This window comes from Betaproteobacteria bacterium, from assembly GCA_016713305.1.
In the GTDB taxonomy this organism is placed as follows: Bacteria; Pseudomonadota; Gammaproteobacteria; order Burkholderiales.
Window position 1 is genome coordinate 1 of record JADJPK010000017.1, and the last position, 26,784, is coordinate 26,784.

A 26,784-nucleotide genomic window follows, 5' to 3' on the forward strand; every position below is an offset into this window, starting at 1 on the left:
TTCCCAGGCAAGCATGAAGGTGGACATGGCGAAGCAGCAGGTATCTCTTGTGTGGAATTCAGTGGGCTTACTAAACTTCACGAACCAATACGTTTCACCACAAGCAGGAGACCTCATGAGATTCCCCCGCAGTGCAGTGGCGGCGCGGTCGCCGCCGCCTGGATTCGGCGCGCCGGCGTACGGCCAGACCGTCGACACCCAGCTTGCCGGTGCGATCGTCGACAACAACTCCGTGGTGGCGGAAGCCTCCACGCCTGTCGGCAACAACCCGATCTCAGGCTCCGCCTGCACCGGCGGCCTGTTCTTCAGCCAGTCGACGTTCTACGGCGACCTCGCGACCGGCCCGTCCGCCGTCCGCGTGCTGGCAGGCAAGAACCGGGGATGTACTGACCGAACTCGTCTACGAAAGCGGTCGTGACCAACGATACCGACACCGCCGTGGCGCTGGACTTCCAGTTCTTCATCGGTCGCGGCGCGTCGGCATCGACCACATGACCTCCAGGCGATTCCTTCAGCGGTACCCGCCGCGCTCGACGCCACCATCCCCTCGGGCGTACCCCGCGCTCTGGCGGGTGTATTTGGGCCTGACCGGATCGGGCGCGCCCGGCGAATTCAGCGACACGGTGTCCTACACGCCGACCATCGAGGCTCTCCACTTCGGCCCAGGATTCCAACGTTCACGGCCCGGGTTCCGGCGCTACGACCCGTACGCCGGCCAGTATGGGCCTGCATGGGCATTCTGGGCGCGCACGAATCAAGGTCCTGTCCCTACCGGGTCGCCGGCTCCGGCTACTACACCTCGAACACCGAGATGGACGCCCTTTTTGGCTACGGCGGCCGGGCGGTGGTGGGCAACACCGACCCGTTCGATTTCGGGGGCCGCCCGGTCGATGAACTCCGGCAACCCCTGCCCGGCGAGATCCAGCCCGTGCCGGAGCCGGGAAACGCCACGCCATGGTTTCCGTGGGTCTCGTGGCGCTGGCCCTGGCGGCCAGTCGTAAACGGCGCTATAGCCAGCGGAACCGCCCTGACCTCCGACAAAGCGCGCTTTGTTGCACAAGAGGAAGGCCCCACGCGAGGCCTTTTTCGTTGCGGCGGCTCCCTCGGGGTCAGGAGACCGCCACGATCGCCTCGATCTCGATCCTGGCGTCAGGCACCACCAGGGCCGGGACGCCGATCATCGTGCTCGCGGGCGGCCTTGCCGAGATCGATGAAACATTGACGGACCTCAGGAAATCGCCGCCCGGTCGTCGGGCTCCAGGTTGACCACATCGTGGCAGGTGAACTTGATCCCGTCGCGGAATCCGCGTCCGCCGCCACGCCAGCGGCTTTGAGGATTCTGGAACCCGCACGCTCCGACTGAGCGCGCAGATCACTCGGGCCCACGGGCGACCTCCTCGTCCCAGGCAGGCTGACCGCTGATGTGGATCGTCCGCCGCCGCTTGCCCCGGCGACCTGGGAGAACGTGCCCGGGTTCGCCAGGCCGGGGATTAAAGAAACGTGATGTCAGGCGTATCTCAGGTCGTCATGCGGGGCCTCCGTCGGTCGCAGGGAAGAACAGTCGTTCGAATGGCCGGAAACCAGGTGGGCGGCCGAAGGGCGGTGTTGCCCGCCGCCGATGATCGCTAGATCCGCCGCCCGGATTCCACGACACCAATAACCGTGACACAGATCAAGTTGATTTAGAGATCTCGTGTCCCTATCATCACTTACTGCTGTCCGTATGGAGTGTTGGATGCCACGAGAGGCGCCCAATGCCGGCCTCCACCGCACCGGATTGGTCCGCCACTTCGCCCCATCGCGCGCTTCACCATCCTTGTTCGGGTCCGCCTGGATCTGGCTTGCCGTGGCCGTGCTCGATTTCTTGCCTGGCTGCCACTGCGCTTCCGCGATCCGCGTCTTCGACCGCGATCCGGTACGCTACCGCGCGGGTCGATGGTTCACGCCACGCCTGGGTGCGCGACCATCCGCCGCGTCAATCCGGCCTGGGATCTGCAGATCCGGGGCCCAGCAGATCCCTGCGACCCGCGCCGCCCGTACGTGATCGTGAGCAATCATCAATCGGTGGCCGACATCCCGCTGCTCTCGCATCTGCCGTGAGGAAATGAAATGGGTGGCCAAGCTCAGGTTGTTCAAGCTGCCCGTGGTGGGGTGGATGATGCGGATGGCCAGCGGCTGTTACCACGGTGAACCCGCACCAATGCGCGCAGCGGCGCGCGCGCGATGATCACGACGCGCACTATCTGGATCGGCACTGCTCGGTGTATTTTCTTCCCGAAGGCACACGCAGCCATGGCAGGCGGATCAGCGCCTTCAGCGACGGTGCCTTTCCGTCTTGCCCGCTCAGCAGGTGCTTCCTGATCCTGCCGATCGCGGTCGACGGATCAACACGGCTGTCTCTCCCCAGGAAGCTGGCGGCTCGGGCGGCCGCTCCGAGAAAGCACGCGTCCGAGTGCCCCGACTCAGCCCGGCGGTTGGGGCAAGACAGAAACCACGAGGCTTCGTGACGAAACGCGCCTCCATCGTGCAACAACTGGCCCAGTGGCGCGGGGTTGCGGCGGCAGACGTGGACGCACTCGCTTTTACACAGGAATTCGCCTGAACGGCCGGCCCCGCCCATGCCTGTAATGTTTTGACTCGTCATCAAAGGACGCACGCTGTTGCCCATCGTTCAGGGCGGCATGGGAGTCAGCGTATCACGCCCCGCATCGCCACTGGCCGGAACGGTACCAGCCGCGGGCCGTCGGCACCCGTCGCCAGCGTGGACCTGCGCCAGCGCTGCATCCGGACCTCATGGCCGAGACCGGGCGTTCGCGCGACGAGACCGAGATCCCAATTCAGCTAACCTGGTGGCGCTCGACCGCGAGGTGAAGGGCGGACGTAGAGATCGCCGATGGCAGGGGACTCCATCACGCCAAACTCACAACGTGATGCGCGCGGTGTCCCAAGTACGCCGACCGCGTGCGCCAGGCTTGCGAGAGCGGCTGCGGCGCCGATCCGTCATGGGCGCCGGACTTGCCGCTGGATCTTCCCGACCTGACCGCCAGTCCGCCCGGATGGCGGCTGAAATCCCCATCCTGTCCGATATCCGGGGGTGAACCTGCTGGGTGCGCAAGTGGATTATGCGCAAGCGCCTGCCGGACGCCATCATCATCGAAGCACCCCGCTACGCGCCGGCGAGCATCTGGAGTGCCGCCAGCGGACCGAGGCCGACGTGATGAGCGCGCGGATTTCGACTTCAAACTACGTGATCCGGGGCATGATCGCCACGCCGGCTAAACCTCTCGGCGTCGAGCCGTATCCGATGATCGCACGGCCGAGGCGTGAACTCCCCCGAGAAGGTGCGCCAGATGATCAACTTCTGGGCGCGTCCGCGGTCCAGCTCAGGACGGCCTTTGCGGTGACGCAGGAGGGCTGATACCCACCCTGTATTCAAGAAGGTGCTCGCCGGGGCGATGAGGACATCGTGACGTTCGCAGGCGTCGCGGGCCGCACCCCTGCGCGCGCGAAGAAGTGCCCCCGCCCTGGCTCGAACGCTACCCCTGAGGCGCGAGGAAGGCGCGGATGAAGGGCAAGGCGAAGGGACCGGGGACGTGCACGCTGGCCCTGGAACACCTGCTCTCCTGCGGGCTGCGGGGACGGAATTTGACCCGTGCCGGACGGTTCTGAATCGACAATCCAGCTGGCCGCAGCGGTGGCCACGTGATCTCGAACATGGCTCATTATTCCGCGGTTCGGAGAGGCCTGCCACTTCGGATCGCTGATCGCTGAAGAAGCGTGGAGGACCTGCTGCGCTGCCTGGTAGACGGCGAAGGCGCGTGCGCGCGACATCGGTCTGACAGTGGGCCTGCTGCGAGGCAAGCGCGTTATCGCGGGGATTGATCGGTTGCCCGTTCAGTCGCCTACCGGCATCACTTTGCCCGGGCCTGCCGGGGCCAGGGGAGCCGAGAACTCACCGCCACCTACCGGAACGAACGCGTCCGGAAGCGCGTGGCCGATCTCTTGAAGAATTCGACATGCCGATATCATCCTTCCCTGCGACGTGGAGGAGAGAAGATGCCCAGATCGAGGCGCTGTTCGGAGCCCTGGGCGAACGATGGAGGACGCTTTCGACGGCCTGGTCCACATCGATCCGCGTCGCCCCGCGGGAGGCGTTCATGGGCGGCTTCCTCGACGGGGCTCTGCCCGAGGGCATTCCATCCAGTCCCAGGACATCTCGGCCTACAACGTCCCGCACTGGCGCGCGGCGCGGCCGTTCATGAGAGGACGCGATTCAGCCCGTGCCGGCGCTTTCCTATCTCGGCGCCGCGTGAGTGGTGCCGAACTGCAACGCGATGGGGCTGGCCAAAGGCATCGCTGGAAGCGTCCGTGCGCTACGTGGCGGCGCACCTCGGCGAGACAGCATCCGCGTGAACGGAATTTCCGCCGGGCCCATCAAGACACTTGCCGCCGCAGGCATCAGCAACTTCGGGCGGATCTTCCCGTGCACGTCGAGGAGGAACGCGCCGATCCGCCGCACTGCCCGTCTCGATCGTTGATGTGGGCGAGGCTGCCGCCTTCCTCCTCTCCGGACTTCCACGCCTCGGGGTCCCTGGCGAGGATCCTCCACGTCGGTGGCGGATTCAGCACCGTGATGGCGGGGATCCCGCGGCGAAACAACGGTGAGCGACTGATGCCCGTGGCGCGTCTGCAGGAGTCCGGCGATGGCAACTTCCCCACTCGGGGTGAACAGCCCACCCAGTGCGCACCCGAGAAATATCCGGGTTGCTCCGGAATGGAACGTTGGTAGGGACAGACATCCGGCGACCCCTTGGAATGCGATAGCGCGCTCCTCAAGGCGCAGACCGGGTGTCGCGCCAGGAATCACGTGGCTGTTTGCCATGGGCGGTCGCTTCGAGGACCAGTCAGACCCCTCAGCGGTACCGTCCAAAACTGGAGAGCTCATAAGCGAAGAAACTGCTTCAACCAGTTCCATCGAACCAGGAGATCGTCATGTGCATCAAGTCTTTCATAAGCAGCCGTTGTCCTGGCATGAGCTTCGTCCGGGGCGCACGCCCAGCCTCGTCAATCCGGGATTCGAGGTCTGGCCTGACCAGCTGGCAGGAGCGACCAGCAATGTCGAACCTCCGCACCGCCGTGAGCGAAGCCGGACCCGTACAGAAGGCGTGAATTACATCTTCGGCCGCCAATACGCCCTCAGTTTCCGTGCGGCGAAGACATCCCGAAACGTCCTGACCAGCGGATTCCTCGAAAGCCGATACCACCGTGGACAGCAGGACGCTCGGTCCTGTTCTGCGGCGGCTGGCGGAAGGCCGGCCTATCAAACGCAGACCGACGAAGGGCAGATCGCGGTATCGATGCTCGATGCGCAGACGGCGGAACTCTCTGACACCTTTCCTGGAAAGCCTGCTCGAATAGTACCGGTGGAACAGTCCGGGGTCACACCTTTGCTGGAGAGAGCACGCGTTACCTGCGTTACTCGTTCGTGGGGGACTCCACGGCATTCCCGGTTTCTAACACCGATGCTATCTCGATGCGGCTACCTCGAAGTTCGTGCCACTGCAGTGCCCGAACCGGAGACCTATGCGCTGATGCTGGCCGGGCTCGCCCCGGCCGTGGTTGCAGGCAAAGAAGCGCAGAACGAAGAAAAGGGTTGACCGCTTCTCGCGTGCCAACAGGTTGCCACGAACAGAGCAGGCGGCGAGAAATCGAGACCTGCCTGCTCGCTCGTGCGTCTTCACCTGGCGTCGCATTGCGAGCGTGGTGCCGATCCGCCAGGATCTCGGTCGCAGAACGTCTCAAGGCACAGCCAGTGCATTGAGATCGATGAACTGGGGACTCCTACAGCATTGTGAACCTTCGCCGCGTCACGCTGCCTATGGTCAAGTAGACTCCCGGTCACCGCTTCAGAAAGGATTACTCAACGTGACCATTTCCCTGATCCGCCGTCTTGCAGTGTTCGTGTTCTCGGCCTTCGCGCTGACCGCCATGGTGGTGGTCATTGCCGAAAACCCATCGTCTGGGCGGCAGGCGCTCCATGGGACCCCAGTCGGACAACGTGAGCCAACGTCAGGCCACCCCACCTCAAGAACTGCTCCCGGCCAGAATCAGGCGTCTCGCAACGCTGCCGGACCGCAGCAGGGCGGTGCCACGCCCAGCCGCCCGCAATCGCTGGCTGGAGCCCGATCGCCGGCCTGGCCGCCGGGCTGGGCATCGCCGCCCTCTTCTCCCACTTCGGCATGGGGCACTCGCCGAGATGATGGGCTCCCTCCTGCTCGTCGGATTGCCTGGTGATGGCAGGCCTGTTCATCCTGGCGGATGTTGCGGAGAAACCACGATGGCCACCGGCGCTCCTGCACATGCCGGGGGCTGCAGGTGGTTACAGGTCTTCGGGGCGTTCGAACGGGCGCGCGGTAGTCGAGAGCCGATCCGGCCTGCGGCCCCACCGAATCAGGACGCAGCACCGGGGACGACTACAGCGTGACAGGCGATCCCATACCGTCCTCGACACCCGCGTCCCGCGAGGGGGCTCCGCGGCGACTTGGTCGACTCCCGGCCGGTTTCGACGTGGCCGGATTCGTCCGCAAGCGCCAAGGTGCGTTTCGTCCGGCTGCAGGCCGCGTGGGACACCGGCGACCTGAACGACATCCACCGATTTCGACCCCGAGATGTTCGCGAGAGTCAAGATGGACTTCACAGAGCGCGGTGAGACGCTTAACCGCACCGAAGTGGAATCGCTGGAGAGCGGAACTGCTCGGCATCGAACAGCAGAACGGTCACGTCGTGGCGAGCGTACGGTTCACCGGCGCGCTGAAGGAATTTCGCCGATCGTCCCCGCCAGACCTTTTATCGAAGTCCTGGAACCTCAATGAAGCCTCGATCAGGTCGCGATGGCTGGCTGCTGGCGGGCATTCAGCAGGTGTCAACGGAGCTGAGTGTCTTCGGCAGCCGGCAGCGTGTGCTGCCGGCGTTTATTTCTTGAGCGCCATGACTTGCTGACCGATAAAGGTGATCGGCCGTGAGACCTTCCGGCGGGCGCTTCCGATTCCGGCATTTGCCTTGAACTGGGCGCGCCGGTCCTCGCCATTGGCATTGCGCCGCGAAAGCCTTCGCGCGACGCGGATCGCGACGGCGTCGTAGCGCAGGGACGTGAGGCGGATCAGCCAGTACCCCATGACGAACGTTTGTCCAGCCACGAAAGTGGCGAGCGCAACTCGCCCGAGATGCTCGCGTGCCAGATCCTGGCTTGCAGCGTGACAACGAGGTTCGTACCGCCGCGCAGGATCGTCTTCACCCGTGAAGTGAGCGATGTCCTCCCCACGGAACCGTGGCGCCGCCCATTCGTGTGGTCGGTAATTCCCTGCTGATGCGATGACGAGCGACGCCGGCCGCGATCGCAGCACGAGATAGCAGTACCGCTCCAGCAACAGGATCACCACCGCCGGCGGCCCGAAGAGCCAGAGGGTGGTCGCTCCGGAACATCCCGATGAGCATCACCCAAGAAGTAGCACATGTCCGGCCGACCGCGAAGATGGCGCACACGAACAGCCCCAGAGGCGACGGATAGACGAAGAGCGGCTGCGGCGCAGGCGAGCGGAGGAGACTTGCATGGGTGGAGAGCGCGACGAACGAGACGGTGAAGGATGCTGCCGCTACGCCCGTGTCGATGTCGGGCCGTCGAATCCAGCGCTCGTGGCGCCTCACGGGAGTGGCTCGCGCTGGATCCCGAAATGAGGAACGGCCGGGCGTCCAGCGTGACGAACGCTCGCGCGCTCAGGCCGCCGTTCTACGGCGCCGCACCGCTCCGAGAAAACCCAGGCCCGCGAGCATCAGCCCGACCGTCGCAGGTTCCGGCACGGCCGTCGTGAACTCGCCCGTGGTCAGCAGCGTGAATCCCTGCGAAGCGCCTGCCGCGTTGTCTGCCGTGAGTCCACCTGAGTGCCGAGATAGAACTGGAACTGATAGGTGCGCCCGGCCTGGAGCGTGTTGGCGGGCATCGTCAGCGCGTCACGGACGGGGCTGCCAGACCCGCCACTCGGGAATCGGGTCTCGCCGGTGAGCCACGTCGTCCACGAAGAACGTGATCGTCTGCTCTGTCCCTGGCGCCGGCGTTCCGATGGGGCTGATGTGGAAATCGAAGGCGTTGCCTTAGCGCCCATCCCCCGCAAGTCGAAAAAACGTCGAACAGTCAGATAGGGGAAGCATCCGGGTAGGGACCGACCGCCGCGTTCAAGGTGACCGACTCGACTGCCCGGGGGCCGCTCAGTGTACACATGCGCCCCGGCCGGAAAACGCTGATCCATCTGTTCCTGTGTCGCGAACAGTTCGGAGTGGTAGTCAAAGCCGAATCCACGTCGTTGAGCGGCAGGCCAATGGTCTCGCCGCCGGGGAATGCCCAGGACGCCGCCTCGACCCGTGGCCGGGGACGACCGCCAGGTTGACACGAACCGATAGCCCGTCAGCGTGAGCTGGTTGCCATCCCCGGTCTGGACGGCATGACCGGTCCGGACCTGCCGAACGAATGCGGCTGCCGGGGGCGTCTGCGCGTGAACCCGGTGGATGAAAAGCCGAGGACGGCCCGACGACGCAGGCGGTACGGGCGGCGTCGGTGAATCGAGAAATGCGAGGCATGAAGGTCTCAGGGGGCAGCACCGGGCTGCGGGTTCGTCGCCCTTCTCCGAGAGCTGACCGGAATGTACCTTGAATATCGTGCGGCACCACTGCGTTCATCGTCACGACTGCCGCGGTCTGCACGCTGGGCGTAGCTGCGGGCAACGCAATCGACATCGCATTCGGCTACAACGGACTTTTCATCGACGGAGACTCCTGGACGGCACGATCGCGGGCCGTGGTCGATTCCGGCTTCGTGCACCAACCCATCCCCGCAGGCTTCGGCTTGCCCCTTCCGCCGGGACTTGGCGCGCCAAGGCTCGCGCGGCTCCTGACCAGCGGTGCCCTGCGGGTCCATGCATACGACGGACAGCGGGGCGGCGGGCGCCTCCACCGCCTGGCACGGGCGACGCACCCACGCGCAAAGCGAAGTGCCACCGCGGCCCAGGCGTCGAGTCCACGTTCGCGTGAATGGCATGGTCGCCCGCTGTGGATCGGACTGCCGGTCGTGTCCGGTCGAACGGGCGTCGACCAAATTGACAGACTACGCCTCAAGGATTTGGATCGACGGCGATCTGAGATCGTCTTCTCCGTGGCGCCGAGAGATCCGCAGGCATCTTGCTGTGGAACGCCCGCAGTGTCTGCCCGCGGACCACGATCCCATCATCGCGATCATCGACGCCGGTGACACCCCTCTTGGCGGCCCCGCCCATCGCCGGGCCGCCCGAACGACACATAACTCGGAGACCCACCCCATGTCGCGAGGATTCCATCGCACCCTCATCGCCGCCCTGCTGTCCGGCCTGTCCTTCACCACTCACGCAGCGTTCACGATCACGACCTTCCCGAGCAATCAGTGGGGGTGCCGACGACTCGGTGCTCGGTGTCGACGGTTACACGATCGAAGACTTCGAGGACACCACACTGATCGCGGGCCTGCAGATCGGCTGGTCAGGCGGCACGTCGACGGCGGCACCCTCGGGGACCCTGCCCACGACGTTCGACCCGCGACCCACCGCCTTCGGCGGAGACGATGCATTCGGCAACGCGTTCTACAGCTATCCCTGCGGCTCGCCCGCATGCTCTTCACTGTGGGACGGCTCGCATGTCCTGGTGAGCAGCTTCGGCAACCAGACGCCTTCCTACGGCGACGACCCCAAGTGGAAAGACATCGATCTCGTCTTCCACGACCCCCGTGCGTTCCGTGGGGTTCAGTCTCCAGCAGAACGAATACAACGTCGTCTTCAGCATCAACGGTGGCGCGGCCAGCCTCGGCGTGGGTAGCGCGCTGCAGGCGGGCGGTTCGGCTACGTGAGGATCGACGCGACGGACGGCGACGTGATCACCGGGATCAAGATGGACAACGTCGCGGGTGACGGCTGGGCGATCGATCACCTCGCGGTCGCCGCCGTGCCGGAACCCGAAACCTATGCGTTGATGCTGGCCGGCATGGGACTGGTCGCCTGGGGCGCGCGGCGCGCACGGCGCTGACCACTCACCTCACGAATCCGTAAACGAACGCGGCCGAGTCATCGGCCGCGTTGCATTTCAGACCCGGCGATTGCCGCGGCACCCCGGTCGCCAGGATCGGCCGGCCCTGCGGATTCAACCTGCCGCCTCATCAGTCTCATCGTCGAGTCGGCCCGGAACACCACTCGCTGGGTTGCGGGTGGCGAACCTCTGGATGAGCGCTCATTGGCGACACGACACGTCTTACGAAGCGCTTCGGAAGACAACGTCACGGCGGTTAGCGTGCCCTACGGGCCTTCGCCGTCGCCTCGACGAAGCTGCCACATACTCCGTCTGGCCTACCGTCAATTTCCTCCGAATCTCCGGGGCCGACCCCAGTCTGCGCAAAGGCCGCACACTCATTTCAAACCAGGGCGATCGGGCTGCCTCGCGCTTGCTTGATGATTCGCCTCACATCAAACACGAGAGCGTCTCATCACCCGCAATCTTTGCGACTCCCGTTGCCCCCTACTCCCACTCGATCTTCGCCGGCGAGTTACCGCTGATGTCGTACACCACCGGGTTGATTCCCTCACCTCGTTGATGATGCGGTTCGTGGCCTGCGTCATGCCGATCACGAGTTGCTGCCCGTCACGAAGGCGTCCTGACGGCCCTCCTGTTTAGTAGACCGGCGGGGACTCGACACCGGGTACGTGCAGGCCAAGCGTTGGGAAGGCACCGTGGGCCGGCCGACGGTACAAGCCTTAGCCGGCGCGCTCCAGGCGCGACTCCGGAGCGGGCCGCCGGGTTGCCGTGAGGATGGGGAGTTCACCCGATGTATCGCCGTCGGCGTGGCGGCATCCTGCCTCTCGAACCGGCCATCCGGCCGAACCAGAGGAGAAGCCACCATGAACACGACCAGCGACCCGGTCATGACCTCATTCACCTTTCCGACCGTCGACAGCGCCCCCGTGGAGGCCCGGCCATATCTGGAGGGGCCGCAGAAGCACCTCGGCTTCGTCCCGAACCTGCTGCTGGGGTTGTCCAACTCGCCGGCCACGCTGGCAAGCTACGCCGAGCTCGTGAAGAACTTCGCCAAGGTCGGCCTCACTGGAACGGAGATGCAGACAGTGCTGGTGGTCGCCAGCATGGAGAACTCCTGCGCCTACTGCGTGGCGGCCCATTCGACCTTCGCCACCAACCTGAAGATCGATCCGGCGGCGCTGCGTGCGATCCGTGCAGGCACCGCGGTGCAAGATGCGAAGCTCGACGCACTCGTGACGTTCACGCGCGCCATGATCCGGTCCCGCGGCCATGTGTCCGAAGCCGAGGTGGAGAATTTTGTCGCCGCCGGCTATACGCGCGAGCAGGGTCTGGGCATCCTGATCGGCCTCGCGATGAAGACCATCGCCAACTTCGCCAATCACTTCATGCAGACGCCCCTCGATCCGCAGTTCGCCGCGCAGCGCTGGGAGAACTGACGGGCATCCGTTCCGGGCGTACCGACGGCCGGCGCGACCTCGCGCCGGCCACTGTCATTGATTAAACTCGCTCACGCCACCGCGAGCACCTGCTCCTGAGGGTCGATGGCGCCGAGATTCCGCACCACCTCGAAACGGCCACCGCGCGCCTGCGCGATGTCCGTAATGCAGCCGCGCGGTGGTGTTCGCCCGGCACCATCTCGGCGGGGCCGCCTGGGCCTTCCGCGATGCGGGCGCGGTCGAACGCCGCGACCACCGCGACCTGCGCCAGTGTGCCGGCAGACTTCACCGCGGATGCCCACAGCCGCAGTCCTCGATACAGCCCCGAGCACGCGCCACCGCCCGTGAACTTCGCCGCGCCGGGGAAGCGCTTCTCGTAGCGCCCTAGCAGCTCGCGGCTGAACGGATCGTCGATCCCCTGGTAGTAGTCGAGGCAGCTGTAGAGGCCTTCGACGTGCGCGGCCGGCACCATGTTCAGGAAGTTCTCGTCGAAGTACGTGCAGACCAGTTTGCCGCCGCGCCGGGAGAAGCCGGCATCGTGGAGCGCCGCGAGAAACGGCGTCACGCCCGGCGGGACGATGGTGTTGAACACCACTTCCGCGCCGCTCGCCATGATGCGCTGGACGGTGCCCTCGTAGTCCATGTGATCGAGCGGGAAGTACTCCTCGCCAACGATGCTGCCGCCATTCGACTCCACCACGCCGCGCACCTTCCGGTTCATCACTCGCGGCCAGACGTAGTCGGCCGAGGGCAGGAAGAACTTGCGCGCGCCGGTCTCGCGCATCAGCCACGGGATGAGTGGGTCCACCTGCTGGGCGGGAACCGGGCCGGTGCAGAAGATCAGCGGATCGGCTTCCTGGCCCTCGTACTGCTCCGGGTAGACGTACAACGTGCGGCCGCGCGTGACTGCTTCGGCCTTGATTGCCTGGCGTGTCGAGCTGTAGATGCCGCCGAAGACCACGTCGACGCGATGCTGGCCGACCAACCTGGCCGCGCATCTTGCCGCGGCGGCGTCGTCGGTGGCGCTGTCCTCGACGATCAGTTCGAGGGACGGCCGAGCAGGCCACCGGAGGCGTTGATCTCGTCGACGACCATCCGCGCGACGTTGGCGTTGGCAATGCCGACGAACGATAGCGGACCGGTCTGGTCCGCGATCATGCCGACCTTGATAAGGGTTGGGGACATGGCTGTTTCTCCTGTGTTGGTCAGGGGCACGGCACGGCGCGGAGGCGCACGTTCCGGCGGCCGATCGGCGATCGGTTAGGATCGATACTCCGCAACCGGAATCCGCCGGACATCGGGAGACCTCCCCATTTTTCCGACCTCCCTACGAATGGGCGAGTTCGTGGCCACGCTGGCCCTCGCCCAGGACAACGCCTTCGGGCAGCCGCTCGAGTCGCAGTTGCGCTCGTGCCTCCTCGCGACCTGGCTGTGCGAGGAGGCCGGCTACGACGCCGACCTTCGACAGACGGTCTACTGGGTCGCGCTGCTGCGCTACCTGGGCTGCACCGGCCATGCGCACGAGGTGGCGTCGGTGTTCGGCGACGAGATCGCCATCCGGGCACAGACGCTGGTCCACGATGCCGCCAATCCCGCCGAAGTGATGCGCGATGTCATCGCGTTCGCGACGGCGGGCCATCCGCCGGAGGCGCGCGATCAGATCGTGCAGGCCATCCATGCGGGCGTGCACGAGTGGATCGCGCGCAACTTCACGTCGGGCTGCGAGGTGGGCGACATGCTCGCGACGCGGCTCGCGTTCGGCCCGGCAGTGCGCGACGCGCTGCGCTTCACGTTCGAGCGCTGGAACGGCAAGGGCTTTCCGGCCGGGGCGAGCGGCACGGAGATTCCACTGGCGATGCGCATCGTGCACCTCACGCACGACATGGAGGCGATCTGCCGGTTGTTCTCCCCGGCCAAGGCGCTCGAAGCTGCCCGCGATCGCCGGGACCGCACGTACGACCCGGCGCTCGCCGATGTCTTCATCCGGCACGGTGAATACTGGTTCGAGCGCCTTGCGAAGGTCGAACCCTGGGATGCGGTGCTGGAACTCGAGCCCAGTCCGCGGCGCACGCTCGATGGTGCGGCGCTGGACGACGCGCTCGAGGTCGCGGCCGATTTCATCGATCTCAAGTCGCCGTACATGGCGGGCCACAGCCGGCGCTGCGCGGATCTCGCGACTGCCGCGGCACGCCAACTCGCCTTGCCGGAGGCCGACATCGCGATGTTGCGGCACGCCGCGCTCGTCCACGACTTCGGCACGACCGCCGTACCCAATTCCATCTGGGACAAACCCGGCCCCTTGACGCGCGCCGAGTTCGATCGTGTCGAACTGCATCCGCTCCTCACGGAGCAGATGCTGCGTCGATCTCCCGCGCTCGCGGCCCTTTGTCCGGTCGCCGCCGCGCATCACGAAACGGCGGACGGCTCCGGATACCACAAGCGACTGCAGGTGGGCGCGGGCGAGACTTCGGCCGCCCTGCTCGCGGCGGCAGATGCCTACGTGGGCCTCACGACCGAGCGCGCGGACCGCGCAGCCTTTGCCGCCGCCGATGCCGCGGCCGAACTTCGCCGGCGCGCGTTGGCGGGGATGATCGCCGAGCGCGCTGTCGAGGCCGTGCTAGTCGCTGCAGGTCACGACGCGCAGCCCGCGCGATCGCGTCGCGCGAAGCACGCAGGCGGGCTGTCGTCGCGCGAGGTCGAGGTACTCAACCTCGCCGCAAAGGGCTTCACCACGCGCCAGATTGCCGACCGCCTGTTCATCTCGACCAAGACCGCCGATCACCACATCCAGCACGTCTACAACAAGATCGGCGTGTCGACACGCGCGGCAGCGGCTCTCTGGGCGATGCAGAACGCCCTCATCGGCTGAGGATGGGGCAGGCGAAACCTGCAAAGCCTGAGGCGTCAGTTCTTCCTGCTCCATGCAGAACTTGATCGCTTCGACAGGATCGGCGGGACCGAAGTCGCAATGCTTGTTCTCGTACGCTTCGATAAGCGTAACGAGCACGTCGCGCTCGTCCGCCTGCGGCGCGCCCTCCGCAGCCTGGAAGATTTTCTCCAAGCGCCGGAAGGCCCGCCGCAGGTTGTCATCATTGCGGATTGGCTTGATAGTCATTCACAGTCTCCACGTCGATCCGGACGTACTGCGCGCACGTCCCGACGAACTTCACCCACACGATCCCTGCCTGGTACTGCATCTCGACCACCAGCCGGTACTTGTTGCCGCCAATCGAACACGACGCGGTTGTTGCCGCAGATGCTCGCGCCAGCGTAGAGAAAGCATTCTTCATTGTGTTCGACCCCGGGCAAAGCGGCCGTCCTGGCCGTGTCTGGGCTTATCGGGATGGTGGGCGGGGGCTTGATGCCGACGCGCCGGCCTGACCTCTGGGCCCGCTCACTCGTACTCGATCACTGCCGCGACGATCGCCCGATGCACCTCCGCGACTGCAATTGACAATCAATATGATGGTCGTAATACTACGCACATCATGTCTGCCCCGTCTCGCAAGGAACTGACCCACGATCGCATCCTGGACGTCGCGTCGCGCGCGATTCGCCGTGCCGGCTACGACGGTGTCGGGTTGGCCGACCTCATGAAGGAAGCCGGACTCACGCACGGAGGCTTCTATGCCCACTTCGCCTCCCGCAAGGCCTTGCTGGCCGAGGCCACCCAGCGCTGGTCAGGACACGGTTGCGGTGCTGGCCGATCGCCTGCGCGAAGGCCAGGCACAGGGGATGAGCCCGTTCTCGGCGCTTGTGAACACCTATCTCGGCGATGCGCATCTGGAGAATGCCGAGAGCGGATGCGTGGTTGCTGCCTTGGCCTCCGAGATTCCACGCCAGGATGAGGAGGTCGCACGAGCCGCCCGCACCCGCGTTCTGGGCCTGGTCGAACTCGTGCGCCGCAGCCTTCCGCCCGGAACCGATGCGGAGCAGGCGCAGGTGGTGGCCGCCACGATGGTCGGTGCGCTGCAACTGGCGCGCGCGCTCCAGGGCAAGGCCGGCAAGTCTTTGCTGGCCAGCGCGCGGGCCGCCCTTATCCACCAGTACGAAACCTGACGTGCGGGCCCTAGACCGCCGTCGAACAGTCTCGTCAATCCATATGATGACCAGCATCCAGGAGTCCCCATGAAACTCGATAACGCCACCGTCCTCATCACCGGCGCCAACCGCGGAATCGGCTTGGCCTTCGCCCGAGCCGCTCTGGCGCGCGGAGCGCTCAAGGTCTACGCAGGCGCACGTAACCCCTCCAGCGTCACGTTGCCGGGTGTCGTGCCGATCAAGCTTGACGTGAACTCTCCGGCCGACATCGCATCCGCCGCGCAGCAGGCCCCCGACGTGACGTTGGTCATCAACAACGCCGGCATCGCCCAATACGGCGGCCTGCTCGCCCCGATTCGGAAGCCAGCATGCGCCAGCAGTTCGAGACCAACGTCTTCGGCGTGCTGCGTGTGGGGCGCGCGTTCGCACCGGTGCTCGCTGCCAACGGCGGCGGCGCGCTGCTGAACGTGGCCTCGGTAGCCAGCTGGGTCACGATGCCCGCGCTGGCGGCCTACGCGGTCACGAAGTCGGCGACCTGGAGTCTCAGCAACGGCCTGCGAAATGAGCTGCGCGGCCAGGGAACCCGGGTATTGACCCTGCACATGGGGTTCGTCGATACCGACATGACGCAAGGCATCGACATGCCGAAGGCCGCGACCGGAGGACATCGTCGATCGCGCCTTCGACGCGCTTCGAGGCAGGTGCCGACGAAGTGCTGGCCGACGACATGACGCAGCACGTCAAGCTGGGCCTGTCGGCCCGTCCCGGCATCTACGTGCAGGAACGCCTGTGAACACACCTCCCGACGCCGCCGTGGCGGCGGCCAGCGCCAAGCCTGCCTCGCCATGGCCCGTCTTCTGGGTGGCCAGCGTCGCGTCCTTCCTCGTGTCGCTCGACACGACGATGCTGTTCGCGGCCTTCGACCCGCTGCGGCACGCCTTTGCGAGCGCATCGGCAGCGGACCTGTCGTGGGTCCTTAACGCCTACACGGTGGTCTACGCGACAACGTTGATTCCCGCCGGCGGCCTGGCCGACACGTACGGTCGCAGGCGGGTCTTCCTGATCGGCGTGGCGCTGTTCCTCGCCGCGTCGGCGGCCTGCGGTCTGGCAGGAAGCGTAGGCTGGCTCGTCGCGGCCCGTGTGGTGCAGGCCATCGGAGCGGCGCTGCTGACCCCTGCCTCTCTGTCGATTGTTCTCGCCGCATTTCCGCAGACACGGCGGGCAGTGGTCGTCAGCCTGTGGGGTGCGGTCGGCGGCCTCGCCGCCGCCGTGGGCCCGAGCGCGGGCAGTTTCGTGATCGAAACCTTGGGCTGGCCCTGGGCGTTCTACCTCAACCTTCCCTTGGGCGGGCTCGCGCTGTGGCGCGGCGCGGCTATCCTGACGGAATCGACCAAGCCCGACGCGCGCCGTCGGATAGACGTCGTCGGCATGGCGCTGATGATGCTGGCCGTGGGCACCGTCACGCTGGCGATCGTGGAGTCCGATGCGCCGAGTTGGAGCCACACCGAACTCGCGATCCTCGGCGCGACAGGGCTGGTCGCCGCCGGTGCCTTCGTCGCCTGGGCACGCAGAGCGGCAGAGCCACTGGTGGATCTGGCGTTGTTTCAGAACCGAACCTACCGCTTCGTCAATGCCGCGACCCTGTCTTTCGGCATTGCGTTCTCGATGATGTTCCTGACGTTCTTCTTCTACATGATGAACGTCTGGCACTTCAGCCTGCCGCAGGCAGGACTGGCGGTGACGCCCGGGCCCCTGCTGGTGATGCCCACTGCGATCATCACCGGTCGCCTGGCGTCGCGACTGGGCCATCGCCGCTTCCTGGTGGGCGGTTCCCTGCTGTATGCCTGTAGCGGTCTGTGGTTTCTGCTCGTGCCCGGAACCGAGGTGCACTACGTCTTGCACTGGCTTCCCGGCTTGATGATGAGCGGAATCTCTGTCGGACTGGTGCTTCCCTCGTTATCGGCCGCAGCCGTCAACCGGCTGCCCGTGGCGCACTATGCGGTCGGCAGCGCCGTCAACCAGGCCACACGCCAGATTGGCTCGGTGCTCGGGGTGGCGCTCACCGTGGCGCTGCTCGGCCACGCGACCCTGCAACGCGACGACTTCGATTTGCTCTACCTTCTGCTCATTTCGCTCGCGCTGCTGACGGCACTGCTTTGCCTACCCGTGGACACCAAACCACGACCCGCGCCGTCATTCACGACCATGACCGATCTGCACGCGCCGCCAAGCCCACCTCAACCATCGAATTCACCATGAACGGTACGCGCGCCGAGCCGCATTGGCTGTCCGTGCCGGTGGCTCGATATGGCTGCCTGTTCGGAACCTCGCCCCGAAAGTGCCACCGTCTCCAGGCTTACCGGCGCGCCAGCGCTTCCGCCGCCGAGCGGGCCGCACTGATCTCCGGCGGCGTCAGGCGGTATCCCGGCTTGCGCCCGCCCATGAGACGCCCGAATTCCGTCTGTGTCGTCTTGTCCGGGTGCGAGAGGCCGAGGGCCTGGCCAAGCTCGTGCGCGATCGTCCGGCCGAGCGAGCCCTTGACGAAGTCGCCGGATTCGCTCAGTGCGCAGCGCTCCGGCGGGCCACGACCCTTGGACGGCTTGTCGGTCCATTCGCCAACGACGACACGCCCCCGCTTCCGTTTGGTGTTCCCCTGGGACGCCTCCCCAGGTAGGGCACGAAGTACACGCGCAACGGGGAGGCGTTTCATCGCCGAACGCCAGCAGTTCGCCCAGCTTGCGGATGCGCTCGGGGTCGGATTCGCCGTCCTCGTCGCGGGTCGAAGCCGCGATTTCCTCGAGCAAACGCTCGCGGTTCGCGGGCCGGAGCGTACGGACCCGCTCGACCGCGTCGAGGACGAACACGATGCCGGCGGGCCGCCAGATGCGATTCACCTCGGGAAGAACGACGTCGCGGATCTGGCGCTCGGTGACCCAGGAGCGCATCGTCACGCCGTCCTTCACCATCTCGAGGTCGCTGCCCGCATGAAAGCGGATCGGCACGGGAACCGCTTCACCGGCCTCGGCGGTGGTACTGGCCAACAATACGAGCGAGCAGACGGACACGGCGAGTCGCAGCACGAATGCGCCGAACCCGCCCGGGCCGGGTACAAGAGGACGAAAGGGCATTGCAAGTCTCGCAGTCGGGGTTTCCCCCCTACTCCCACTCAATGGTTGACTATCGCGTCAACCCATTGATCAAACTTAACTCCTTAGACTTGAATTGCCGGATTTACCGTCACTCTTGCCGTCTGGCAATGATGACTGTCAGCGAACGTTGTCGTCAGAGGACGATGGACGCAAGGACAGCCTCTTCGACCGTGACGGTAAACACCCGCCTGAAACCGCGCTCAACAGTCAATTCGCTCCCTGATGTCGGCGAAGAATCTGGGTCTCGAAGGATGGGATCTCAGTCGCCCGCCAACCGATGCCTGTTCATCCATTTAACGCGTGTCGACGTCACCCACGTGACTGGCAAACCCGCCGCCCCGCGGCGAGAGGGTTCCGCCTCTGCAGCGGGTCACCGCATGAATGCACAAGCATCGGTAGGCACCAGCCTCGGCTGGCGAAAGCCCGTTCAGACATCTTCGGTAGTCACGATGCAACTTGGTGAGCTAGCAGTCCACTACGGCACGTGAGGCGCTCCAAGCGAAGCGTCCAAGCCACCACTAGCACCGCTGAACGAATATCGCAATCTACCACGCCCGCCAGTGTTTGCGAGTGTTGGCGAGGAAAGACAGCATCGCAAGCAACGCTTGGCAGCCAGCTTCCGGCTATTTTCGAGCTTCAGCCTCGACGAGGGCGTCGTCGGACACATTACAGCGCGCGATCCGGAGTTCCCCGATACCTTCTGGGTCAACCCGTTCGGGATGCATTTCACTCTTATCAGGGCATCGGACCTCATTCGCGTCAGTCACGACGGCAAGGTCGTCGAGGGCGATCGCCCCGTGAATGCTGCCGCGTTCGCCATTCACTCCCGTGTCCATGCGGCTCGGGCCGACGCCGTGAGCGCCGCGCACTCGCACTCGACCTACGGCCATGCATTCGCCGCTCTAGGCCGAAAACTGGACCCCATTTCGCAGGACGCCTGCGCCTTCTACAACGACCACGCTCTGTATAGCGACTACGGAGGAGTCGCGGTCCAGCTTGACGAGGGGCAGCAGATCGCCAATGCGTTTGGCTCCCACAAAGCCGTCATTCTCCAGAATCACGGTCTTCTCACAGTCGGCGAGACTGTCGACGAAGCTGCCTGGTGGTTCATCACAATGGATCCGGACCTGTCAGGGCGCAGCTGATGGCTGAAGCCGCAGCGGCTCACTCCGGGCAGCCGCTCAAGATGATCTCAGAGCAATCCGCGCTGCAGGCGTATCAGATCGTCGGTTCGCCATTCAGCGGATGGTTTCAGTTTCAATCGCTGTATGCGCGAATTCTGAAAGAACAGCCGGATTCTCTCGATTGATAGCCTCGCGCGGTACAACGCTTGCGCCTTACTCCAACTGCATCGTAAGCATCCTGGGCCCCTTCCGGCCCAGTCTGGACGAATGGTGACTGCCACCGTACGCAAGAAGACGTGATCAGATATCTAGTCCGATACGGGCCTTGATGCTGTCGCGCGAGGCTAGGAGAATTTGTTTGGACCGCTCGTTGTCTGACACCGCGCGAGCGATTGCCATGGCCCCCACCATCTCAGACAGCATGGACGCCGCCAGCACCTCCGGGCACGGACGCTCCATTGCCCGTAACGCATCGGCGATCGAGTTCGTTAGCCGCCGGGTTCCCTCGTCGAATCGTTTGCATGCAGCCGCCGACATGCGTGCGAGATCTCCGGTCAGGCACGGCAAGGGACACCCATTCTGCGGCTGGTCACGATGACGCACGGTCAGGTAACCGTCAACGTAAGCCGCAAGCCCCTGCGCAGGCTCAACGTCTTGCATCCTCTGCAGAAACGCCGCATAGCGATCATCGAACATATACGTTATCGCCTCCGCCACGAGATCGTCCTTGGACTTGAAGTGCGCGTAGAACCCACCATGGGTAAGCCCCGCTTTGCTCATGAGGCTGGCAACTCCAATTCGGTCAGGGCCATGTTTGCGGATCTCGGCCGCGGCCTCACGCACAATTCTCTCGCGTGTCTGGACCCTGTGCTCAGGTGCGTAGCGCATAGCAGCCCCCTAGGGAGATGGTCATCATCATTTTATTCACACCTCCGGAGAAGCGGTCGCACTTCTTGCGGTCTCTTCTTCAGCGGGAGGTGACGGTTTCTACACAGCACCGGCCGGGCCGCGTCTGGCAAATGGAACCATCAGCAGTGCCGCCACGAACATCCAGCACATGCCGCGGAAGACTTCGTTGAACGCGATCGTAGCGGCTTGCTGGCTGATGAATCGCGCGATGATGCCCTGCGCTTCCAGAAAAGCCTGGGACGGGTCGGGTGTAACGGCGGATAGCCGCCGTGTCATTCCGGCGATGCCGTCGCTGAACGCATGAGAGGAGCGTCCGAGCGTCTCGCCGAAGCGCGCCATGGCGATGCGACTGTTGTCCTGAAGCCCCGTGTTGACCAGTGCGATCCCGATAGCACCACCTAGAGGCCGCATCAGATTGAACAACCCAGAGGCATAGCGGAGCTCCACAGCTTCGAATCCCGCCAGCGCCAAGGTCACACTCGGTACGATGCACAGCATAAGCGCCAACCCGCGCACGAGTTGCGGAACCAGAAGCTCGGCGAAGCCCCACTGTGAGGTCGCTTGAGACGTTAGCCATAGGCTGAAAGCAAAAAGCGACAACCCGACAGTGAAGAGCAGCCGGCCGTCTACCCTTTGGGAAAGGGGCGCTGCAATCAGCGTGCTGGCAATCTGCGCCACGCCGACGACGAACACGGTCGTACCGATCTGCATGCTATTGAAGCCACGGACTCGCCCCAGGAACACCGGAATCAGGTAAGTTGAAGCAAACATTCCGAACCCGATCACGAGGTTGAACACGCACGCGAACCTGAAGCCGGCGCGGCGGAAGGGGGGTCAGCTTGACGATCGGTGTGGGGGAGAAGAAGGAGCGCTCCAGAAACACAACGAACGCGACCAGCGACAGCCAGGCGCTGATCATGATTCCGGCGTCACCGAACCATTCCAGACGCGGCCCCTCCTCCAGCACGTACTGCAGGCCACCCAAGAAGACCGCCATGGCAAGGAGATGCAGCCAGTCGATACGTCGAAACATCGTTGTATCGGCGCTATCACCCGAAGAAACCGTACCGTAGCACGGTGACCGCAAGGCCCGGTACGACATTGATGAAGAAGACCCACCGCCAATTGATGTACTCCGTGATGAGGCCACCTACTGTGGGACCAAGCATGGGGGCGAGCACAGAGAACAACCCGAGAATGGCGGGAATCATGGCGCGTTGCTTGCCGGAGAACAGCGTGAATCCCACCGCGAACACCGTCGGGATCATGGCGCCACCGGTGAAACCCTGAAGCGCGCGGAATACCGTCATCGATCCGATGCTCCAGGCAAGCCCGCACAGCACACCGCATAGGTGAACAAGCCCGCCGACGTTGCGAACAGCCAGCGAGTGGACATCGCCTGAGTAAGGAACGCGGAGAACGGAATCATCACGAGTTCCGCGATGAGGTAGGACGTCTGGACCCAACTCATCTCATCCGGCGCCGCCGACAGCCCAGCCTGAACCTCGTTCAAGGAGGCGGCAACGATCTGAATGTCGACCTGCGCCATGAACTGCCCGAAGGCCATCACCCCGAACACAAGATACTTGCGTGCGTTCGACCACGTGGCGGGATCAACGATGCCGTTCGGCGGCGCAATGGCCCCCTTCACGGCTGATGCCTGCAGAGGACGAGTTGCTTCGTGGGCAATGAAGAGAACATGGGGTGATCCCAGAGCGAGCAGTGCTTGACAGGGTGTGTTGCGAGTGTGATATTACGTTCGTCATTCAATAAATGGCAAGAAGCCTGCATGGGCGCTTTCGTCCTGTTATGAGAAGTGAATTTTGAGTACGACCGGGACAGCAAGCCCTGCGGTCCAGCAGACTACCCGCCGGAAACGCGGACCAAAGCCAGCCTCCCGTCACGGCACGGAAGCGCATCGCACTGCCAGCACGCCGCACACTGGTCGTGGGGGTAGCCGCCAATCGCCGCGGCCTGGCCGGTTCCGCCTACATCCTCACTCCAGCCTCGGTCGAGACCACGGCTGCTGCGTACGTCAGTGCCGACGCGGCGACGGTGGCGCCGAAAGTGCGCGGCCTGGTGTCTCAGGTGCTCGTGCAGGATAACCAGTCCGTCCACGCCGGAGATCCACTTGTGCGGATCAATCCGGAAGAGTTCGATGCACACGTCGCCACGGCGGTCGCCGAGTTGGCAGACGCCGTTGCCGGCGTCGCCTCCGTGAAAGCGGCACTGCTCAGCCTCGGCGCCGAGGAGCAGCTGGCAGCCTCGAATGTTCGCGCCGCGCAGAGCTCGATTCGTGCGTCTGAAGCGCAAGCCAAGCGCGCGGCTGCCGATCGCGCTCGCTACGAGGACCTCGTCGCGCGTGGCTTTGTGGCCGCAAGCGCGCTAGACGCCTTTCGCGCTGCGGCAATCACTGGAAAAGAAGATGTCACGAGGAGCAGCTATCGGACGTCGCGCTACTCAGAACAGGTCACCAGGCGAAACCGCGGCGCGCGGCGCTGGAAGGCTCGCTACGGAAGGCTGAGGCGACCGTAGAGCGCGCCCGCGCTTCGCTCGCACTCGCAAAACAGGAACAGCGACACGCCGTCGTCGTTGCGCCGATCGACGGCGTAGTCGGCAATCGGCAGGTGCAGCAGGGCGACTACGTCCAACCGGGCACTCGCCTGCTCACGCTAGTTCCGATGCACGAGCTCTACATCACCGCCAACTTCAAGGAGACGCAGACTGCGCATGCGTCCGGCCAGCGAGCCCGCATCGAAATTGATTACGTTCCCGAGCGGGTGTTCATCAGCACCATCGATAGCCTGGCGCGGATCTGGCTCGCGATTTTCGCTTCTGCCGTTCGAGCCAGGCACGGGCATTTCACAAAGATTGTCCAGCGAGTGCCCGTTCGAATCCGCTTCGAACCCAAGCAGTCTGACCTGGACCGACTGAGGCCCGGCCTGTCAGTGACCGTCAGGTCTCACTCGAGAGCTGAGCCATGGCCGAGAGATCGGCCAGCCGTTCAGGCAAGACTTCAGGCGACTACCAACCGTGACCTGTCGGCGGAAGCCCACGGTACTGGGATCCTCAGGAGCCGACGGACCGATGCCGCTGGCGGCGTCGAGCCGACCCGAGTTGCTCGTCCGAGAGCGCTAGCGCGATCGCGCCTGAAATCGCTGGTGAGTTGCGCGAGAGAGCGGGGACCGATCATCGGGACTGCGCCGTGGGTACCCGCCCAGGCAATGGCCACCTGATCCGCGCTCGCGCCGAGCTCGCCCGCGATGGCGAGCACCGTGTCCAGGATCTGTGTGCGTTGCACCGAATCCTCTGGCTGGAACACCCTGCCGCCGAAACCCTCGGCGCGCCCCTTCTCGCCCCGCCGGTATTTGCCTGTCAGCATTCCGCCTCCGAGCGGCGACCAGGTTACGACGCCTAGCCCGAGTGCCTCGGACGCTGGAAAGAGGTCGGCCTCGGGAGCGCGATGGACCAGGCTGTGCTGGAACTGCGCAGCGGCGATCGGAACCGCACGAGTCAGGTCCGCCAAGGTGACCGCACGCGCGAGCCGCCACGCTGGAAAGTTCGACAGGGCCTGCATAAAGGATCTTGCCGCCATGCGCGAGATCCTCGAAGCCACGAACAATCTCCTCAGCGGGCGTTACTCCATCCGGATAGTGGGCCCAGTAGATGTCGATCCGATCCGTCTTGAGCCGCTTGAGACTTCCTTCTACCGACGCAATCATGGCCTTGCGACTGTTTCCGATCACAAGCCGATCGGCATTGGGTGCGGACCCTCTGGTGAACTTAGTGGCAAGCACGAAACTATCGCGTCGCCCCGCCAGCAGGTTGCCGAGAATCGCCTCGGACTGCCCGAACTGATAGACGTCAGCCGTATCGATGAAATTGCCGCCCGCCTCGGCATAGGCATCGAATATCGCCGCGCTATCGGCGGCCTCGGCACCGTAGCCCCAGCCGGTGCCGGAAGTTGCCAGAGAAAGCGCGAGCTGTGACACCTGCAAGCCGGTCTTTCCGAAGACTGCGTATTTCATGTCGTGCTCCTACTTCTGTTGAACGGCAACGCCGTCTACGTCGACCACAGCAAATGAAAACGAGAGAAGCTCGAACGACCCAAACCGCGGCACGGGCCATAGAAACTCACCCACACGACGCCCCGCCCTTCGAACGTCTCGTTTCAAGGTTCCGGTCTCGTTCATTGCCCCCCCCTTTCATCACTGGGCAGATGCCGCGGATTCACTGCAGGCGTTGATCTGTCACACTCGCTCGCTCGTCGCCGGAGAGGCAAAGTGACGAATCGCTGACACGACAGTGGTCGACCTCGCGCACCGTCGAGCAAGACAGCCAGTAGCCACTGCGAACAAATTCAGTCGTCCGACATCGAGAGAACCTTGTCGCGCGCTGCGCCCAGGATCTCATCACGTAGTCTTGGTGCTGAGGCGGTACGGGCCAGGACTAGAGCCCCCACCATGGTGGCGAGCGCCTGGATAGCCTCCTCACGGCGCGTGCCCTCCCCTGCGTGCCCGAGCCCCGACGCCACGGCTTCGATGGACTGCTCGAGCGCGCCGGAGAACGCCGTCCTGATCATCTCGCCCTCGCGCGGCACGTCGCCGCCGAGCGCGGCAAACGGGCAGCCATTGGCCCGGTCGCGCACATGCTTAGGGCTCAGGTAAGCTTCCACGGCCGCACGCCACTTCAGCTTTGACTCCAGTGCGGCAAGGCTTCGACCCGAGGCAAGCCCGATGGCTTCGGCGCACAGAGCCTCTTTCGATTCAAAGTGCGTGTAGAAGGCCCCGTGCGTCAGGCCGGCGGCGGCTGCGATCTCGGCGATGCCCACCTTGTGAGAAGCCACGCTCGCCGGAACACTTGCCTGCCGCATTCAGCAGGTCCTCTCTGGTGCTTGGCGCTGGTTTCCTTGAAACCTTCATGCCTCTCTCCTTGCTGCTCGGTAACTTGTCTTGGCATATCGGATAACTGCTAAGAACCTTAATTACGACGCTCGTCATGTTATCAAGAAAACCATTGACTGACGATCGCGTTGACCCTGTCACGCGATGACGTTCTTCAGCGGAGCGGCTTCTTTTCACCCGATCTCTACCAGCGTTGCTAGAGCTATCAGCCCGACATACCGCGTGCGATTGAGGATGAAGGCGGGGCACAGCGTGAGTCTCGCCCGCCAACCCGTGACCCGCGGTCTGCTGCTTGAACGGCGTCAGTTCGAGTAGAGCACCATCTGCGTGCACCGAAACAGCGCCAGCGTGCGGCCCGTGTCGCGACTCACCACGGTGGCGTCCCATACCTGCGTAGTCCGGCCGATGTGCACAGGTTTTTGCGATGCAGTCGATAGCGCCGTCTCTAGCCGTGCCAAGATGATCCGACTTCCAGGTTCGATCGTTGTGAACCCACTCTCCTTCCGGAAGGTTCGCTTGCAACCGTAGCCACAGCACGTATCCGCGAGCTACGACCGTGGCGGCGTGCAGGAATCCGTGGCGCCATGAGGTCCGTCCGAACAAGCAGTTCGGCGCGGGACCTCTTCGGCTTGACGACTCTGAAAACGATGCCAAGCAGCCAGGAAGGCAGCTCTGGCCCCGATCGTTGAACTCCGCTGCCCGGTTCATCTTTTCTCTCATTTGGCAATCAGTCCTGCTTGATTGGACGGCCACCTTGCGATGGACTCGTTGCGAACACGCTTGTCGCCTAGGTCAGCGCCAGGCGCGGCCCGCACCTGAGTCAGGCACGTTCGTCCAGACGATCGAGAAACAGCGCGGCATGCGCAACGAACAGTTCTGGATGCTGAAACAGCGAGCCGTGTCCCGAATCCGGATACAGGATCAACTGCGCATTCCGGGATGTGCTGCTGCAGCGTGAACGAGTTGACGCTCAGCACCATGATGTCATTGCGCCGTTGACCACTAGGGGTGGGTTGCGAGATCTCGCAGATAGGCGTAGCGCTCGCCGCGTGTGCGTCCAGTCCATGATGGCGGCGATCTGATTCTTCATGGCCTCGACGGAAGACGGTGGATCACA

At 64.5% G+C, this 26,784-nt stretch carries 13 protein-coding genes and 10 pseudogenes; 13 read left to right on the top strand and 10 right to left on the bottom strand.

Features of this window, described 5'->3' with window-relative positions; translation table 11 throughout:
* Positions 1–115: 115 nt before the first annotated feature.
* The 4 genes from IPK20_19145 (at position 116) to IPK20_19160 (ending at position 5,657) form a co-directional block, all read left to right on the top strand.
* Complete coding sequence (locus IPK20_19145; GenBank protein ID MBK8018622.1) at positions 116–418, top strand: hypothetical protein; 303 nt, start codon at positions 116–118, stop codon at positions 416–418.
* A gap of 2,676 nt (positions 419–3,094) precedes the next feature.
* A complete protein-coding gene (locus tag IPK20_19150) occupies positions 3,095–3,418 on the top strand; it encodes a hypothetical protein (protein MBK8018623.1) in 324 nt (107 codons plus the stop codon).
* Positions 3,419–4,316: 898 nt separating this feature from the next.
* Complete coding sequence (locus IPK20_19155) at positions 4,317–4,538, top strand: SDR family oxidoreductase (protein ID MBK8018624.1); 222 nt, start codon at positions 4,317–4,319, stop codon at positions 4,536–4,538.
* Between the two features lie 342 nt (positions 4,539–4,880).
* Positions 4,881–5,657 carry a hypothetical protein gene (locus IPK20_19160; GenBank protein MBK8018625.1) on the top strand — a complete coding sequence of 259 codons (777 nt, stop codon included), beginning with the start codon at positions 4,881–4,883 and terminating at the stop codon, positions 5,655–5,657.
* A gap of 1,314 nt (positions 5,658–6,971) precedes the next feature.
* Here IPK20_19160 and IPK20_19165 read toward each other — a convergent pair.
* Positions 6,972–7,439 carry a hypothetical protein gene (locus IPK20_19165; GenBank protein ID MBK8018626.1) on the bottom strand — a complete coding sequence of 156 codons (468 nt, stop codon included), beginning with the start codon at positions 7,437–7,439 and terminating at the stop codon, positions 6,972–6,974.
* Positions 7,440–7,773: 334 nt separating this feature from the next.
* Entirely contained in the window at positions 7,774–7,887 is a 114-nt protein-coding gene (locus tag IPK20_19170; GenBank protein ID MBK8018627.1) for a PEP-CTERM sorting domain-containing protein, read from the bottom strand.
* Positions 7,888–9,486: 1,599 nt separating this feature from the next.
* On the opposite strand from IPK20_19170, the gene IPK20_19175 reads away from it, so the two are divergent.
* From IPK20_19175 to IPK20_19185, 3 genes and pseudogenes are all read left to right on the top strand, one after another.
* Positions 9,487–9,894 (top strand): hypothetical protein, encoded by a 408-nt coding sequence (locus tag IPK20_19175; GenBank protein ID MBK8018628.1) that lies wholly within the window; start codon positions 9,487–9,489, stop codon positions 9,892–9,894.
* Positions 9,895–10,014: 120 nt separating this feature from the next.
* Positions 10,015–10,101: pseudogene (locus IPK20_19180) on the top strand (PEP-CTERM sorting domain-containing protein).
* A 671-nt stretch (positions 10,102–10,772) separates the two neighbouring features.
* Positions 10,773–11,540 carry a carboxymuconolactone decarboxylase family protein gene (locus tag IPK20_19185; protein ID MBK8018629.1) on the top strand — a complete coding sequence of 256 codons (768 nt, stop codon included), beginning with the start codon at positions 10,773–10,775 and terminating at the stop codon, positions 11,538–11,540.
* Between the two features lie 71 nt (positions 11,541–11,611).
* Here the strand turns inward: IPK20_19185 and IPK20_19190 are convergent.
* Positions 11,612–12,725: pseudogene (locus IPK20_19190) on the bottom strand (substrate-binding protein).
* Between the two features lie 148 nt (positions 12,726–12,873).
* Here IPK20_19190 and IPK20_19195 point away from each other — a divergent pair.
* A complete protein-coding gene (locus IPK20_19195; GenBank protein ID MBK8018630.1) occupies positions 12,874–14,409 on the top strand; it encodes an HD domain-containing protein in 1,536 nt (511 codons plus the stop codon).
* Between the two features lie 220 nt (positions 14,410–14,629).
* Here IPK20_19195 and IPK20_19200 read toward each other — a convergent pair.
* Positions 14,630–14,903 (bottom strand): annotated as a pseudogene (locus IPK20_19200) (type II toxin-antitoxin system HigB family toxin).
* A gap of 125 nt (positions 14,904–15,028) precedes the next feature.
* Between IPK20_19200 and IPK20_19205 the strand changes: the two are divergent.
* From IPK20_19205 to IPK20_19215, 3 genes and pseudogenes are all read left to right on the top strand, one after another.
* A pseudogene (locus IPK20_19205) lies at positions 15,029–15,599 on the top strand (TetR/AcrR family transcriptional regulator).
* Positions 15,600–15,668: 69 nt separating this feature from the next.
* Positions 15,669–16,374, top strand: a pseudogene (locus IPK20_19210) (SDR family oxidoreductase).
* Positions 16,371–17,840, top strand: a complete 1,470-nt coding sequence (locus tag IPK20_19215) for an MFS transporter (protein MBK8018631.1) — start codon at positions 16,371–16,373, stop codon at positions 17,838–17,840. The pseudogene IPK20_19210 and the gene IPK20_19215 overlap by 4 nt, the downstream one beginning before the upstream one ends.
* Before the next feature lie 97 nt (positions 17,841–17,937).
* On the opposite strand, the gene IPK20_19220 is transcribed toward IPK20_19215, so the two are convergent.
* Complete coding sequence (locus tag IPK20_19220; GenBank protein ID MBK8018632.1) at positions 17,938–18,291, bottom strand: hypothetical protein; 354 nt, start codon at positions 18,289–18,291, stop codon at positions 17,938–17,940.
* 966 nt (positions 18,292–19,257) lie between these two features.
* Between IPK20_19220 and IPK20_19225 the strand changes: the two are divergent.
* Positions 19,258–20,039 (top strand): annotated as a pseudogene (locus IPK20_19225) (class II aldolase/adducin family protein).
* A 115-nt stretch (positions 20,040–20,154) separates the two neighbouring features.
* Here IPK20_19225 and IPK20_19230 read toward each other — a convergent pair.
* Together IPK20_19230 and IPK20_19235 are read right to left on the bottom strand one after the other, a co-directional pair.
* Positions 20,155–20,742: a TetR/AcrR family transcriptional regulator gene (locus IPK20_19230; GenBank protein ID MBK8018633.1), complete on the bottom strand. Its 588-nt coding sequence runs from the start codon at positions 20,740–20,742 to the stop codon at positions 20,155–20,157.
* A 99-nt stretch (positions 20,743–20,841) separates the two neighbouring features.
* Positions 20,842–22,330, bottom strand: a pseudogene (locus tag IPK20_19235) (DHA2 family efflux MFS transporter permease subunit).
* A 281-nt stretch (positions 22,331–22,611) separates the two neighbouring features.
* On the opposite strand from IPK20_19235, the pseudogene IPK20_19240 reads away from it, so the two are divergent.
* A pseudogene (locus IPK20_19240) lies at positions 22,612–23,714 on the top strand (HlyD family secretion protein).
* Positions 23,715–23,832: 118 nt separating this feature from the next.
* Here IPK20_19240 and IPK20_19245 read toward each other — a convergent pair.
* The 3 genes and pseudogenes from IPK20_19245 to IPK20_19255 form a co-directional block, all read right to left on the bottom strand.
* Positions 23,833–24,791: pseudogene (locus tag IPK20_19245) on the bottom strand (aldo/keto reductase).
* Positions 24,792–25,123: 332 nt separating this feature from the next.
* Entirely contained in the window at positions 25,124–25,636 is a 513-nt protein-coding gene (locus IPK20_19250; GenBank protein ID MBK8018634.1) for a TetR family transcriptional regulator, read from the bottom strand.
* A 333-nt stretch (positions 25,637–25,969) separates the two neighbouring features.
* Positions 25,970–26,387, bottom strand: a pseudogene (locus tag IPK20_19255) (PaaI family thioesterase).
* Positions 26,388–26,784: the final 397 nt, after the last annotated feature.